12 protein-coding genes are annotated in these 13,571 nt (G+C 41.6%); 7 read left to right on the plus strand and 5 right to left on the minus strand.

Annotation, left to right across the window (positions count from 1 at the left end):
* Positions 1–39: 39 nt before the first annotated feature.
* Positions 40–1,395: a S8 family serine peptidase gene (locus tag H2677_RS01635; protein WP_212639020.1), complete on the plus strand. Its 1,356-nt coding sequence runs from the start codon at positions 40–42 to the stop codon at positions 1,393–1,395.
* A gap of 97 nt (positions 1,396–1,492) precedes the next feature.
* On the opposite strand, the gene H2677_RS01640 is transcribed toward H2677_RS01635, so the two are convergent.
* The gene (locus H2677_RS01640) at positions 1,493–1,903 is read right to left on the minus strand and encodes a hypothetical protein (protein WP_199955532.1); all 411 of its coding nucleotides are present in this window, start codon (positions 1,901–1,903) and stop codon (positions 1,493–1,495) included.
* A 233-nt stretch (positions 1,904–2,136) separates the two neighbouring features.
* On the opposite strand from H2677_RS01640, the gene H2677_RS01645 reads away from it, so the two are divergent.
* A complete protein-coding gene (locus H2677_RS01645) occupies positions 2,137–3,633 on the plus strand; it encodes a flavin-containing monooxygenase (protein ID WP_212639021.1) in 1,497 nt (498 codons plus the stop codon).
* Between the two features lie 52 nt (positions 3,634–3,685).
* Here H2677_RS01645 and H2677_RS01650 read toward each other — a convergent pair whose 3' ends face one another.
* On the minus strand, positions 3,686–4,105 hold the full coding sequence (locus tag H2677_RS01650; RefSeq protein ID WP_212639564.1) for a hypothetical protein: 420 nt from the start codon (positions 4,103–4,105) through the stop codon (positions 3,686–3,688).
* A gap of 345 nt (positions 4,106–4,450) precedes the next feature.
* On the opposite strand from H2677_RS01650, the gene H2677_RS01655 reads away from it, so the two are divergent.
* The 3 genes from H2677_RS01655 (at position 4,451) to H2677_RS01665 (ending at position 6,407) form a co-directional block, all read left to right on the plus strand.
* On the plus strand, positions 4,451–5,218 hold the full coding sequence (locus H2677_RS01655) for a restriction endonuclease (protein ID WP_212639022.1): 768 nt from the start codon (positions 4,451–4,453) through the stop codon (positions 5,216–5,218).
* A gap of 89 nt (positions 5,219–5,307) precedes the next feature.
* Positions 5,308–5,715 carry a hypothetical protein gene (locus H2677_RS01660; protein WP_212639023.1) on the plus strand — a complete coding sequence of 136 codons (408 nt, stop codon included), beginning with the start codon at positions 5,308–5,310 and terminating at the stop codon, positions 5,713–5,715.
* 107 nt (positions 5,716–5,822) lie between these two features.
* The gene (locus H2677_RS01665) at positions 5,823–6,407 is read left to right on the plus strand and encodes a DUF4304 domain-containing protein (RefSeq protein WP_212639024.1); all 585 of its coding nucleotides are present in this window, start codon (positions 5,823–5,825) and stop codon (positions 6,405–6,407) included.
* Between the two features lie 196 nt (positions 6,408–6,603).
* Here the strand turns inward: H2677_RS01665 and glyS are convergent, their stop codons facing one another.
* Positions 6,604–8,673: a glycine--tRNA ligase subunit beta gene (glyS, locus tag H2677_RS01670; protein ID WP_005086910.1), complete on the minus strand. Its 2,070-nt coding sequence runs from the start codon at positions 8,671–8,673 to the stop codon at positions 6,604–6,606.
* Complete coding sequence (gene glyQ, locus H2677_RS01675) at positions 8,673–9,662, minus strand: glycine--tRNA ligase subunit alpha (protein WP_004964427.1); 990 nt, start codon at positions 9,660–9,662, stop codon at positions 8,673–8,675. Before glyQ ends, glyS begins: the two co-directional genes overlap by 1 nt.
* 301 nt (positions 9,663–9,963) lie before the next feature.
* Here glyQ and H2677_RS01680 point away from each other — a divergent pair, with 301 nt between their 5' ends.
* Positions 9,964–11,226, plus strand: coding sequence for a putative DNA modification/repair radical SAM protein (locus H2677_RS01680; protein WP_004951705.1), 1,263 nt, complete (start codon positions 9,964–9,966; stop codon positions 11,224–11,226).
* 2 nt (positions 11,227–11,228) lie between these two features.
* Positions 11,229–12,023 (plus strand): TIGR03915 family putative DNA repair protein, encoded by a 795-nt coding sequence (locus tag H2677_RS01685; protein WP_004964421.1) that lies wholly within the window; start codon positions 11,229–11,231, stop codon positions 12,021–12,023.
* Positions 12,024–12,075: 52 nt separating this feature from the next.
* On the opposite strand, the gene H2677_RS01690 is transcribed toward H2677_RS01685, so the two are convergent.
* The gene (locus H2677_RS01690; RefSeq protein WP_004909459.1) at positions 12,076–13,491 is read right to left on the minus strand and encodes an SLC13 family permease; all 1,416 of its coding nucleotides are present in this window, start codon (positions 13,489–13,491) and stop codon (positions 12,076–12,078) included.
* Positions 13,492–13,571: the final 80 nt, after the last annotated feature.

Consider the following 13,571-nt stretch of genomic DNA (forward strand, 5'->3'; position numbering starts at 1 on the left):
AAAGAGATGTTCTTTACCCAAGAACACTGGAGATTAAGCGTGAATAAAAAAACAGTTTTATTTTTGAGTGTATGTGTTTTTTCTAGTGCTGCAACATCTGCTGCATCACTGAATCCCTCACAGTTAAAGCAACAATTAAGTTCTGCTGCGCTAAATAAAGTCGCCAAAGGCAAAATTGACCTGAATGCTTTACTGAACAATGAGTCAAATGACTTATTAATTGAATATGACCTCAATGTCGCCAACGCACCTCTTGGAATAGAAAAGCGAAATAGCATTGCAGAAGGAAAAGCCCGATTAAAAGAAAAGTTCTCCAAAGAAGCTGGTTTCCAAACTTTAAGAGAATTTAATGGCTTACCTTTGGGGCTTTATCGTATTCAAAATAAAGAAACCCTTGCGAAAGTGCTCAATGATCCTACTGTCAAAGGGGTATATCCAAATCGCAAAAACACCACGACTACCATGGAGAGCTTGCCACTGATTAATCAACCTCAAACCGTTAGTAATGGTTTTACAGGTGAAGGCTCAAGTGTTGCCGTGATTGATACAGGGGTAAATTATAAACATGCTGACTTTGGCTGTACGGCAGTAAATACACCATCTTCGACTTGCCGTGTAGTGTATGCCTTTGATACCGCACCTGATGATGGCAGTTTAGATGATAATGGTCATGGTAGTAATGTCTCAGGCATCGTGTCTAAAGTCGCGACCAAAACCAAAATTATTGGTATTGATACCTTTCGCCGTGTTCGAGTAAATGGACAGTGGGGCAGTACGGCTTATGATAGTGATATCTTGGCGGGATTGAACTGGACAGTGAATAACGCACAGGCATACAACATCAAATCGGTGAATCTCAGTTTGGGCGTACCCGGTGTGAAATATACTTCCGAATGTAGTAATAGTAGCTATAGCACAGCATTTGCTAATGCACGTGCAGCAGGTGTCGTACCTGTCGTTGCATCAGGAAATGACGCATTTGCCGATGGTATCTCTTCGCCTGCATGTGTTGCGGGTGCTGTACGTGTAGGTGCTGTTTATGACAGTAATATCGGCAGTGCATCTTGGGGTAATCCGTTGAAGTGCTCTGATCCAACCACAGCTGCAGATAAAGTGACTTGCTTTAGTAATGGTGGTTCGCTTGTAACTTTACTTGCACCAGGGGCAATGATTACAGCGGGTGGTTATACGCAAGGTGGAACCTCACAAGCTGCACCACATGTTGCAGGAGCAATTGCATTATTACGTGCTAATGGTGTGAGTCCAACTGAAACCATTGATCAAACGGTGAATCGTTTGAGAGTAACGGGTAAATCAGTTACAGATACTCGTACAGGTTTAGTATTCCCACGCATAGATCTGTTGGCTGCAACCAGTGGTCTAATAGCAAACTGAGATTAATTTTTTATAGTTTAAATTGATCCAAAAGATACGTTTAGAGTGCCATAACGCGTTGCATAGTTTTGACTATACAACGCGTTTTTAATAATGGTTATATGCATTTAGCAAGTTTTTTCTCATTGAAATTACTTTTTAATTTTTTAAAATTTTCTTGAGTTTCAGGGTTTTGAATGTCAAAAGACGTTTGCTTTTGACTAGCAGCTTGCGCTTGATCCGCATACTCTGTAGTTGTGGATTGTGCAGCGATTAGACCTTGTTGGTTAAAAATCCAGTGCTCCACAGCTTGTCCACCCTCAAACTGACCTTTGAATTCAATAAGACAATTTTGTGGTTGTTTAATCAGTTGAGCTGTATTGACCTTTGTTGAAGGTGTTGCCTCGATATTCGTTATTTTTTCTAATGTAGTGGTTGTTGATGTCGATGATGGGGAAATTGAACATGCAGTCAAACTTATACAGCTAATGATTGAAAATAAAGTGCCTTTTAATTGTATTGAGCCCATCTGCGAATCCCAGTTATTGTAAATAATTTCAGTTTGTCGTTTTCCTCGGTGAAGTTCAACCAAGGATTTGAGGGAACTCTGTAATATTTAATACTTGATATTTCAGCTCAATCATAATGTTTATAGCTGGCAAATTGTATCAAAACGACTTATCAGAAAGGTCAGTCAGGATAATGACCCTCAAAAATCTTTGTGCCATGTTGTGGGCGGAATAAAATAAGGAGAAACGAGTCATGAATACCAAGTCGAAGACTGTGCCATTTTATCGAGTGATTGTGATCGGTGGTGGTTTTGCAGGTTTAGGTGCTGCGATTAAACTCAAACAAGCGGGTATTCATGATTTTATCTTGCTCGAAAAAGCCAATGAACTCGGTGGTGTATGGCGTGAAAATACCTATCCGGGATGTGCCTGTGATGTGCCATCGGCATTGTATTCATATTCTTTTGAACCGAATCCTACATGGAGTCGGGTGTTCGCGGGACAAGCGGAAATCAAACAATATCTGCAAAATACGGCGCAGAAATACCAAGTTTTACCGCATGTGCATTTCAATCATGAAGCCTTAGCTGCAACGTGGTCGGATGCTAAACAGTGCTGGATTATTAAAACCAATCAAGGTGAATTACATTCACAATTTGCGATCATGGCATGTGGGCCAATGCATGAACCTGTGATTCCGAATGTAAAAGGGCTGAAAAATTTTAAAGGTGAGATTTTCCATTCATCACGTTGGCGACATGATATCGATTTGACTGGAAAGCGAGTTGCGGTGATTGGAACTGGTGCTTCCGCAATTCAGTTTGTACCGCAGATTCAGCCTTTGGTCAAAGAACTTACTGTATTTCAACGTACACCGCATTGGGTATTACCAAAATCTGATATGCCATTGCCAAGTGCCATTCAAACTTTATTTAAATATGTCCCTGTCACTCAGTCAGTAATGCGAGGTTCGGTCTATGGCATCTTTGAAACCTTAAATGGTGGCTTACAAAGCAATGCTGCGATGCGGCAAGTACAGCGTATTGCTGAATTTCATATTAAACAGGGCATCAAAGACCCTGAGTTACGCGCTAAAGTGACGCCAAATTATGTGATCGGCTGTAAACGCATTTTGCAATCTAATGAATGGTATCCAGCCTTAGCCCAAGACAATGTCAATGTTGTCGCAGGGGCGTTAAGCGAAGTCAAAGGCAAGCAGTTGATTGCCAGTGATGGCTCAACCTTTGAGGCTGATGTGATCATTCTTGGTACAGGTTTCGAAGTAGCTGAACCACCAATTGCTCAGCGTGTCTATAACCGTTATGGACAAAGCATGTCTGATGTATGGCAGGGCAGTCCAGAAGGTTATATGGGAACGATGGTGGCAGATTGCCCGAATGGCTTTTTGATGTTTGGACCGAATATTGCGGTGAGTTCTTCGGCTTTCATCATTATCGAAGCGCAGCTCGCTTATATTATGGATGCGTTGAAACAAGCGATTCAAAAAAATATCAAAACCATAGAACCCGATCCTGTGCGTATGGCTGAGTTTAATCAACGCGTACAAGAGGCTTTACAAACCACGGTTTGGAACAAGGGTGGTTGTCAGAGTTATTTCATTGATCGGAACGGGCGCAATAGTACGGTATGGCCGTGGACGACGTTTAAGATGCGCCAGCAACTCAGCCGTTTTAATTTAAATGAATATCTGATTGATCATCAAGTTAAGTCCGAAACTGAAACAGCTTAAATCTATTTAATTATTAAAAAACCTCTAACTTTTGATTAGAGGTATTTTATTTTTAATTCGATGACGGTTGGCTGAGTTCAGCACGCTCAATAGGAACATTTCCATCATTAGTACCCACCACGGCATCTTTTGTGTCTTGCCATTTTTTAGCGGTAAATTGTTTGGCTTTTTGTGTTTGTTCCTGAACGATTTCTGATTGCTCAGCGGTATATTCTTTGGTGTTTTTCCATCTCTCACTCATTTTTTGTGAGGTGTTTTCAGATGCACCTTGAATTGAATCACCTAAGTTTTGTAGCCCTTTGCCTGTTTTATACAGCAATACTCGACCTAGGCTAGGATTATCACCATAAGGAAGTGTTTTTTCAGCTGTTGTCGTGTTTGTATTCGTCGTAGTTGTATTTGTTTCGGCTGCCCAGAGAGAAGACGATGCGATCAGTGCAGTCGTTAAACACAGTACAGGTACTTTTTTCATCATCTTTTATCCTTTTGGCAATAATGTTGCAATTCAAGTTTTATAGCTTATCGTCAAGTTCAAGAAAAGAATGTAGGTGATGTGAAATTGATACAGTGCGTAAATATTATGCCTATTCTGTTCGATAGCACATATTTTTGTAGTGTATTCACTGCTTCATCAAATCAAGAAGATTAGGGGTAATCTGGCATTTTATGATCGTTGACGCCCTGTTTTCCCCATGATAGTTTTAATTCAGTAAAATCAATATTTTCACGTTTTATTTTTAATCATAATAGGTATCTTATGAGGCAGGATTTGGAACCTTATATGTCACTTCTGCCGCATAAGAGTAGTTAGGTTTCTATGATCGACGACCCATACCCAACTGATTGGCGAGCACTACAAGCGGGCGTGTGCCGACTCTTCAATGACATCGGACTTTCCGCAAAAGTAGAGGTTGAACTGCCAACGCCTCGTGGGCACGTCGTTGTAGATGTCTTCGCCACTGACGAGAAGAGTGTCGACAACATTACCTATATTGTTGAGTGTAAGAACTGGGGTTCGGCGATTCCAAAGACTGTTGTGCACGCGTTCACCACTGTCATGCAAGAGACAGGGGCAAACATAGGTTATATCGTGTCCCAGCATGGTCTTCAGTCCGGAGCAGAAGAGTACACACGTCACACCAACATAACCGGACTCACCTATCAAGCATTGCAAGAACGCTACTTCAATGTTTGGTGGCGGCGATACTTTTGTGTCGCTGCCGCTTCAGCAGCAGACTCTGCACATCAGTATGTTGAACCAATTAACTCCTTCAGAGAGCGCATCGTCGCAACTCTGGATTCTGAGGCGCAAACTCAGGTGCGAAAGCTACAGACCAAGTACGCGCCATTTGTTCTGCTTGTGCAGATTATGGATATCGGAAGAATCATCCCGCAGTACCTTTCAGAACCGCCGATTGGCATAGGCTTGTTTAAGGAGAAGATCGGAGAACTTCTTGGCGATCCAGGTTACTTCAAAGCCAATTACTACCGAGACTTGCTTGTAGAGGTTTCGTCCAAGCTAAAGGCCATTGAAGGAGAGTTCAATAGTCTCTTTGGTAGAAACATCTTCTTACCAGAAACCTAACATGGCGCTCAACCTCGCTCACTTCGGTCGCTGGACGTTGCGCGATAAAGCCACGCAGCGCCGGTTAGCTCTACCTTAGGTGGCTTTACATGCAAAAGATTCAACTTCCCTGCATCTCTGAACGAATCAGGGGCTTTACGCTTCCAGAAGATGGCGTCTTCTACGTCTTCGATTACGATGAGGTGTTTAAGATTTCTCTTAACCCCTCACCATCCGTAGAAGTTACGGATGAAAACCCATATTCCTTTGAGGCAGGGCATCCGGGATATTTTGGAGTATCTGACAGGGAGCCCATCCTGAACCAAGGGGGGCGCTCGGTAAGCTACAATTTCGACCCCAAGCGTGACTTCCAGGCTGTTTTAATTCGCGCAGGTTCAAATGAGGACAAGATCTCCTTTCAAACCCTTTCGGGTGATTGGTTTGTCGCCACCCTTACACCAGATGCCGCCTATCTTTTAGTGGCTGAACCGTATCTTATTGAGGTGTATGTGCTATAGCCGCCGCTACCTAATCCGTCGTTCAACGGGCTACGCGATTCAGGTCGGCTGCTTTAGCTATTACAACGGCGCGTGCCGTTAACTCTGCGTTATGTCCCCTTCGAGCAATGAGTGAAATATCAAAGAAAATCGACGAAATAGTTAACTTGGGTCTTGCTCCGCTTTTAAAAGAGCACGGGTTTAAGAAAAAAGCTCGGAATTTCTATCGTGAGCATGAAGACCGAATTGATTTGATCAATGTTCAAGCGAGTCAGTTTAATGCAGGAGCAGAGGGGCAGTTTACCGTCAATGTAGGCGTGTATTTTCCCGCTATTTCGGCAATAACAGATGCGCTTCCTGTTAAGGGGATGCCTAAAGAATATGATTGCACAGCCAGAGAGCGAATAGGCTTGCTTTCTAGTGACAATAGGGATACTTGGTGGTCGGTTGATGATAGCGTAGATACAAACAATATGGCGGCTGAGCTGGCATCAAGTGTTGAATCTCTATGCCTGCCTTGGTTGGCTAAAATGGCAGATTTAGAAAATTTAAAACTAGAGGCTAAGAAAAAGATTCCCTTTATTGCAGCAGGCATATCATTGCATCAGGGCAATCGGTCGGAAGCTAAAGCTTACTTAGAGCAAAGCATAAAGCAAAAGCCCTTAGCAAAATCGCGGACAATGGCTTGGGGTAAAAAACATGGGCTTGTATAGCCATAACAAAGTGCTGCTAGGGATAAACCTACGCTTCTGTTTGCCCCAGAGCACGGCGTTAAGTATCAGTAATATATTCAGATAAATCACAGAATGGCAATTTGCAATAAAGTTTGTATGATTATTGCCTATAAAAATAAACCCCACTAAATATTATATAGTGGGGTTTATTTAAAAGATCAAGAATTATAAATGCTTAACCCTGCAATACACTTACATCTGCAATTGCTGTAAATAAATCACGCAACTGAGCCAATAAACGTAAGCGGTTGGCTTTTAACTCTGCATCATCAGCCATAACCATTACACCTTCAAAGAAGGCATCAATTGGTGCACGAAGCGCAGCAAGCTTAGAAAGAGCTTCTGTATAGTTACGTGCAGCTAGCAAAGGTTGAACCACTGGTGTTAAAGCTGATAACTCTGCATAAAGTGCTTTTTCAGCAGCTTCAACCAGATTCGCTTCAACCACAGCACCTTCAGGCGTTGCTTCTTTGGCAAGAATATTAGCAACACGCTTATTAGCCGCAGCCAATGCAGCCGCTTCTGGCAAAGTACGGAAATGATTCACCGCAGTCACGCGCTTATCAAAATCAAGAGGAGATTTTGGAGCAAGTGCTTGAACGGCTTGAATCACATCAACCGCTACGCCTTGATCTTCATATTTAGCACGGTAACGACCTTCAAGGAACGCAACGGCATCCGCACGCGTCTTGTCATGATCTTTAACCACATCGCCATAACCTTGGAGCGCAAAATTAACCAGTTCTTCAATCGTCACATCGAGTTCATTTTCAATGATCAAACGTAAGATACCGATTGCAGAACGACGTAATGCAAATGGGTCTTTCGAACCTGTTGGCGCTTGACCAATACCAAAAATACCAACAAGCGTATCTAAACGATCTGCAAGCGCAATCGTTGTACCTGTCTTGGTTTGTGGTAATACATCACCCGCAAACTTAGGTAAGTATTGCTCACCTAAAGCTTCAGCAACTTCATGATTCTCACCTTCAAGGCGAGCATAATAAGTTCCTGCAATCCCTTGAAGTTCAGGGAATTCACCCACAAGTTCAGAGGTCAAATCACATTTAGCGAGTAACGCTGCTTTTTCAGCATCGGCTGCATTTGCACCTGTAATCGGTGACAATGCTACAGCTAATTTAGCAATACGTTCTGATTTATTCCAAAGCGTACCCAATTGTGCTTGGAATACCATATTTGCGAGTTTTTCTTTACGAGATGCAAGCGGTTGCTTTTGATCTTGTAGGAAGAAGAATTCTGCATCCGACAAACGAGGGCGTACAACTTTTTCATTCCCTTCAATAATTTGAATCGGATCTTTCGACTCAATATTTGAAATAGTAATGAAGTAAGGCTGTAATTTACCTTCAGCATTGATCAAACAGAAATACTTTTGGTTGTCCTGCATTGTGGTAATCAATGCTTCTTGAGGAACAGCTAAATAACGCTCTTCAAAAGTTGCACGTAATGCAACTGGCCATTCAACGAGGCTTGTGACTTCATCAAGTAAGTCTGCTGGGACAATCGCAGTTGCATTAACTTCATCAGCTAACTTTTTCACTTGATCTTGAATGGTTGCTTGACGCTTTTCAAAGTTCGCAACCACATAAGCTTTTTCTAAAGCAGCAAGGTAGTCATTTGCATGCGCCAAAGTCACGGCTTCAGGTGCATGGAAACGATGACCATAAGTCACATTCCCTGCTTTATGATCTTGAATAGTTGCTTCAACCACTTGATCATCTTTTAGTAAAACAACCCATTTTACAGGGCGTACGAATTCAGTACGACTTGCTGCTGAACGCATACGTTTTGCGATTGGTAAGTTGTCTAATGCAGTTTGTAAAATTTGTGGCAGTAAAGCATCTAGGCTTTGACCTTTCACATCTTTCAAAAAGCAAACTTTTTCAACTTTGCCTGCTTGGAACGTCGAAAGCTGATCAACCGTGATGCCTTGACCACGCATAAAGCCTTCAAGTGCTTTAGTTGGTTTGCCTTCTGCATCATAAGCGGCTTGAACAGCAGGGCCGTCAAAACGTTTTTGTGTGTCTGCTTGAGCAGCATCGATATCAACAATTTTGAGTGCTAAACGACGTGGCGCAGCATAAGCTTCGATCGCAGCAAAATTTAAGCCTGCATCTTTTAAGCCTTTTTCCGTTTCAGCTTTTAAAGCATCACGTAAAGTTTTTAAGCTTTTTGGTGGAAGTTCTTCACAGCCAAGTTCGAATAAAACAGTATGCTTTGTCATTATTTATTCTCCTTCGCTTTTTCAGCTTGGGCTGCTTCTGCTTCAACTTGTGCTTTTAACTGCGCTAATACTTCATCACGTAAATGTGGTTCTGCCATTGGGAAACCGAGTTTCGCACGCGCAGCCACATAACTTTGAGCGATTGAACGCGCTAAGGTACGAACACGTAAAATATAACGTTGACGCTCAGTTACAGAAATCGCACCACGCGCATCTAATAAGTTAAAGCTATGCGATGCTTTAATCACTTGCTCATAAGCAGGAAGTGGAAGTTCAGCATCCATTAAACGAGCTGCTTCAGCTTCATAGAAATCGAATAATTCAAATAATTTATCGACTGGCGCATATTCGAAGTTATAGGTCGATTGTTCCACTTCATTTTGATGGAATACATCACCGTAAGTGACTGTACCGAATTGACCTTTGGTCCAAACAAGATCGTAAACTGAGTCTACACCTTGAAGGTACATTGCAAGACGTTCTAAACCGTATGTGATTTCACCAGTAACAGGGTAGCATTCAACACCACCGACTTGCTGGAAGTAAGTGAACTGAGTCACTTCCATACCATTTAACCAAACTTCCCAACCTAAGCCCCAAGCGCCTAGTGTTGGAGATTCCCAGTTGTCTTCTACGAAGCGAATATCGTGAGTCAGTGTATCGATGCCGATCGCTTTTAATGAATCAAGATAAAGTTGTTGGATATTGTCTGGGTTTGGCTTAAGCACTACTTGGAACTGATAATAGTGTTGTAAGCGGTTTGGGTTCTCACCATAACGACCATCTTTCGGACGGCGTGAAGGTTGAACATAAGCCGCGTTCCAAGTTTCTGGACCTAATGCGCGTAAGAAAGTTGCAGTGTGGAATGTCCCTGCACCCATTTCCATATCATATGGTTGTAATACGACGCAGCCTTGCTCCGCCCAATAGTTTTGTAGGGCAAGAATTAAGCCCTGAAATGTATCAATATGCGATATAGCACGACTCATGGTGCATCCACTGGAATCAAACAAAAATTGTGGTTAAGTATAAGGATTTTCGGGTGCAGTGCAAAGGATTCAAACGTTTCAGCGACAAGTTCTGATAATAAATTATTTAAACGCTTTTGTTTAATTTTCGAGTTAATTCAAAACGTACCCAATAGCAGGCATATTTTCCCAGTTGGCAAAGTCCTGAATGGGAGACCATTCACATAAACGTCACCTCATGACGCATAACATCTTTAACAATCTTAATTTTCAAATCATGAAATGTTAGCTTTGAAATGATGTTGTCACTGAGGTGTTTGCTATGTCTGATCGCATTCGTGAAAAATTACAAATTCTTGCGGACGCAGCTAAATATGATGTGTCCTGTTCCTCTAGTGGTAGTGACCGTAAAAATAAAGACAAAGGTTTAGGTGATGCCAGTCGGGCAGGGATTTGCCATAGCTATACCGAAGATGGACGCTGTGTTTCTTTGCTGAAAATCTTGTTCAGTAATGTCTGTATTTTTGATTGTGCTTATTGTGTGTCACGCCGTTCTAATGATGTCAAACGTGCTGCATTTACCGTACAAGAAGTGGTTGATCTGACTATTAATTTTTATCGTCGTAATTATATAGAGGGATTATTCCTGAGCTCAGGTATTTTTAAATCCGCAGACTATACAATGGAGCGGATGCTTCAAGTGGTGAAAAAACTACGTCTAGAAGAAAATTTTAATGGCTATATTCATCTCAAAACTATTCCAGGTGCATCACCTGAACTGATTCATGAAGCAGGGCTTTATGCTGACCGTATGAGCATCAATTTAGAAATGCCAACTGAGATCGGATTAAAAGCGTTTGCTCCTGAAAAATCACATCAAGAAGTACAAAAAGACTTAGGCTTAGTGCGTGATCGACTAATTCAACTCAAAGATGAACGTCAAATTATTAAGCATGTTCCAAAATATGTACCCGCAGGACAGACCACACAAATGGTGGTTGGCGCACATCAAGAAACCGATCAAGACGTACTTGTAATGGCAGATCGACATTACAAAGAATTTAAACTCAAACGGGTGTATTTCTCAGGTTATATTCCAATCAACACAGAAAATAACTATTTACCAGCGGTCGGTTCGGCGCCACCTTTATTAAGGGAAAATCGGCTTTATCAAAGTGATTGGTTGATGCGTTTTTATGGTTTTGAAGTCAATGAAATCGTCAATGAAAAACACCCACATTTAGATTTGGATGTAGATCCCAAACTGAGTTGGGCGTTGCGTCATCCTGAGCAGTTTCCAGTGGATTTAAATCGTGCTGACTATCGCATGATCCTTCGTGTACCAGGCATCGGAGTAAAGTCTGCTAAGAAAATCGTGCAAGCGCGTCGTTTTGGCAAGATACATACTGATTTACTGAAACAACTCGGTGTGGCGTATTCACGTGCCAAGTTTTTTATTCGTTGTGAAGACAGTCCACGATTTCAAAAGGAACTTTCTACGACTGATATTCGTCAGCAAATATTAACGCAGGGTTCATCCAAGTACGTGAAACAACTGTCACCTCAGCTGAGTTTAGGATTCTAAACATGCTCAGTGATGGTGTGGTTTATTACTATTTTGATGGCTCTATGGTCGGTTTACTCAACTGCGTATTTCGTGCTTTTCAATTTAAAGAATTCCACGTGCAATTGTGTTTAAACCAAGGCGCACAGCATGGTTTATTTGCCACGGTAGTTGAAATTCCAAATCACGAGCAACATGCAGCACGTGTTTGGTCAGCCTTAAAGCAGAAATTGTCGCATTCATCTTTGAGACAATTTTATTTTGCCTATTTATCTGAATCTTTGGATGCTTATCAGCATTTATTTAATTACTGTATCTATGTCTTTCGACACCAACATTCAGTTGAGAAGAATTATTCGCATCCTAGTGTTCTAGCGATTTCGCAATGGACAAAAAAGGTCGGGCGCGAAAAGCATCGTATGGAAGCTTTTGTGCGGTTTAAGAAAACCACAGATGGTTTATTTTTAAGTTTAGTTCGACCTGATTTTAATGTATTACCTTTGATACAGCCGCATTTTAAGCGTCGTTATCAAGATCAACGTTGGTTGATTTATGACGAACAACGAAAATATGGATTGTATTATGACTTACACGAGATTCATGAGGTGTCTTTAGATGCTCATCAGATTGACCGTAATATTGAAAATGGGGCCAGTCAAAACTTTCAATTAGAATTAGATGAACAAGAAGAATTATATGATCAGCTTTGGAAAGATTATTTCAATAGTATCAATATTAAAGAACGTCAGAATGTGAAATTGCATGTGCAATATTTGCCTAAACGTTATTGGCGATATTTGAATGAGAAATACGTTTGATCTTCTCTCTTATTTAAAGCGATAAAAAAAGCGCCGTAGCGCTTTTTTGTATTTAGAGGAAAAACCAGTAAACAAATATTGAAACCAGTGCGATACATAAAATATTGAGGATAAAGCCAATTCGCATCATTTCACTTTGTTGAATATGCCCCGTACCAAATACAATCGCATTCGGTGGTGTTGCTACAGGGAGCATAAACGCACATGAAGCCCCGATTCCGATGACAACCACAAGAATTTCTTTTGGAATTCCCATTTGATCAGCGATTGCTGCAAATACTGGAACCAGCAGAGCAGCTGAGGCTGTATTACTGGTAAATTCAGTTAAGAAAATAATAAATGCAGCTACAATCACGATGACTAGGAATGGTGAGGCATCACCAAATGCATTTGCCAGAGTTTGCCCAAGTACCAAAGAAGAACCAGAGTCTTTTAAAACGGCACTTAAAGTTAAGCCACCACCGAATAGCATTAATACGCCCCAGTCCGTATTGTCTGCAATATCTTTCCAAGTGGCGATTCCTAAGATCACGACCATACAGGCGGCGAGTACTGCAATCCATGTATCAGGTTGAGTAATTCCAAACTGTTCGCTGACGCTTTTACCAAAAATCCATGCCAATGCGGTGATAGCGAAAACTAACATGGTTAGAATACGATCACGGTTCCAAGGGATAGTTTCTGTTCTGAATTCCACACGATGATTAAGTTTAGGTCTGAGCACGATATACAAACTAAATAACATCGCAGGGAAAATAATCAGCATCATAGGCAAACCGACTTTCATCCAGTCTGCAAAATCATAGCCTAATGCTTTCGCTGCAATCGCATTGGGTGGTGAGCCAACTAAAGTACCTAAGCCGCCAATACTTGCTGAATAAGCAATACCTAAGAGGATAAATACGAAAGTTTTACGTTCTTTTTGCGCATCAAAATGTGAAAGCAAACCCAATGCAAGTGGAAGCATCATAGCCGCTGTAGCAGTATTCGAAATCCACATCGACAAAACGGCTGTGACCAAACAGATGGCTAAAACAGCTACTCCCAGATGCCCTCTAGACATTGCAATAATCCACATGGCAATTTTTCGATCAAGTTTTTGCACATGCAATGCAGTTGCCAAGGCAAAACCACCAAAAAATAGGAAAATCGTAGGATCAGCAAAAGTACTCAGTGCTTTAGTGGTAGAAATGGCTTCAATCTCACCATCTCCTCCCACACTCGGCATACCTACGAGAACCGCGAGCACAGGGACTAGCAACGCCGTGATGGTGATGTGAATAGCTTCAGTCAGCCACAAAATACCGATAAATAACAACAGACTTAGACCTTTATTGGCATTTTGGTCATAAGGCAAAATTTCATATAAACCGAAAGACAGCAGTGCTGCAATTGCAATAATCACCCAGCCACGGATTAAACCTTTGGGCATGGCATTAGTGGGTGTTTCGAGGTGAGGAACATTCATAAAATATCCTTATTTGAGTTGTTCTAGTTGCGATAGCGTATACAACTGAATAACCATAAAGTCTCAAAGAACTAGAAGTA

The sequence above is a fragment of the Acinetobacter junii genome (genome assembly GCF_018336855.1).
In the GTDB taxonomy this organism is placed as follows: domain Bacteria; phylum Pseudomonadota; class Gammaproteobacteria; order Pseudomonadales; family Moraxellaceae; genus Acinetobacter; species Acinetobacter junii.

Bases quoted from the DNA above. Each gene is read 5' to 3' on its own strand.
- glyS (WP_005086910.1), bottom strand. From the start codon at position 8,673: ATGACAAAGCATACTGTTTTATTCGAACTTGGCTGTGAAGAACTTCCA.
- H2677_RS01680 (WP_004951705.1), top strand. From the start codon at position 9,964: ATGTCTGATCGCATTCGTGAAAAATTACAAATTCTTGCGGACGCAGCT.
- glyQ (WP_004964427.1), bottom strand. From the start codon at position 9,662: ATGAGTCGTGCTATATCGCATATTGATACATTTCAGGGCTTAATTCTT.
- H2677_RS01685 (WP_004964421.1), top strand. From the start codon at position 11,229: ATGCTCAGTGATGGTGTGGTTTATTACTATTTTGATGGCTCTATGGTC.
- H2677_RS01665 (WP_212639024.1), top strand. From the start codon at position 5,823: ATGAGTGAAATATCAAAGAAAATCGACGAAATAGTTAACTTGGGTCTT.
- H2677_RS01640 (WP_199955532.1), bottom strand. From the start codon at position 1,903: ATGGGCTCAATACAATTAAAAGGCACTTTATTTTCAATCATTAGCTGT.
- H2677_RS01650 (WP_212639564.1), bottom strand. From the start codon at position 4,105: ATGAAAAAAGTACCTGTACTGTGTTTAACGACTGCACTGATCGCATCG.
- H2677_RS01660 (WP_212639023.1), top strand. From the start codon at position 5,308: ATGCAAAAGATTCAACTTCCCTGCATCTCTGAACGAATCAGGGGCTTT.
- H2677_RS01655 (WP_212639022.1), top strand. From the start codon at position 4,451: ATGATCGACGACCCATACCCAACTGATTGGCGAGCACTACAAGCGGGC.
- H2677_RS01645 (WP_212639021.1), top strand. From the start codon at position 2,137: ATGAATACCAAGTCGAAGACTGTGCCATTTTATCGAGTGATTGTGATC.
- H2677_RS01690 (WP_004909459.1), bottom strand. From the start codon at position 13,491: ATGAATGTTCCTCACCTCGAAACACCCACTAATGCCATGCCCAAAGGT.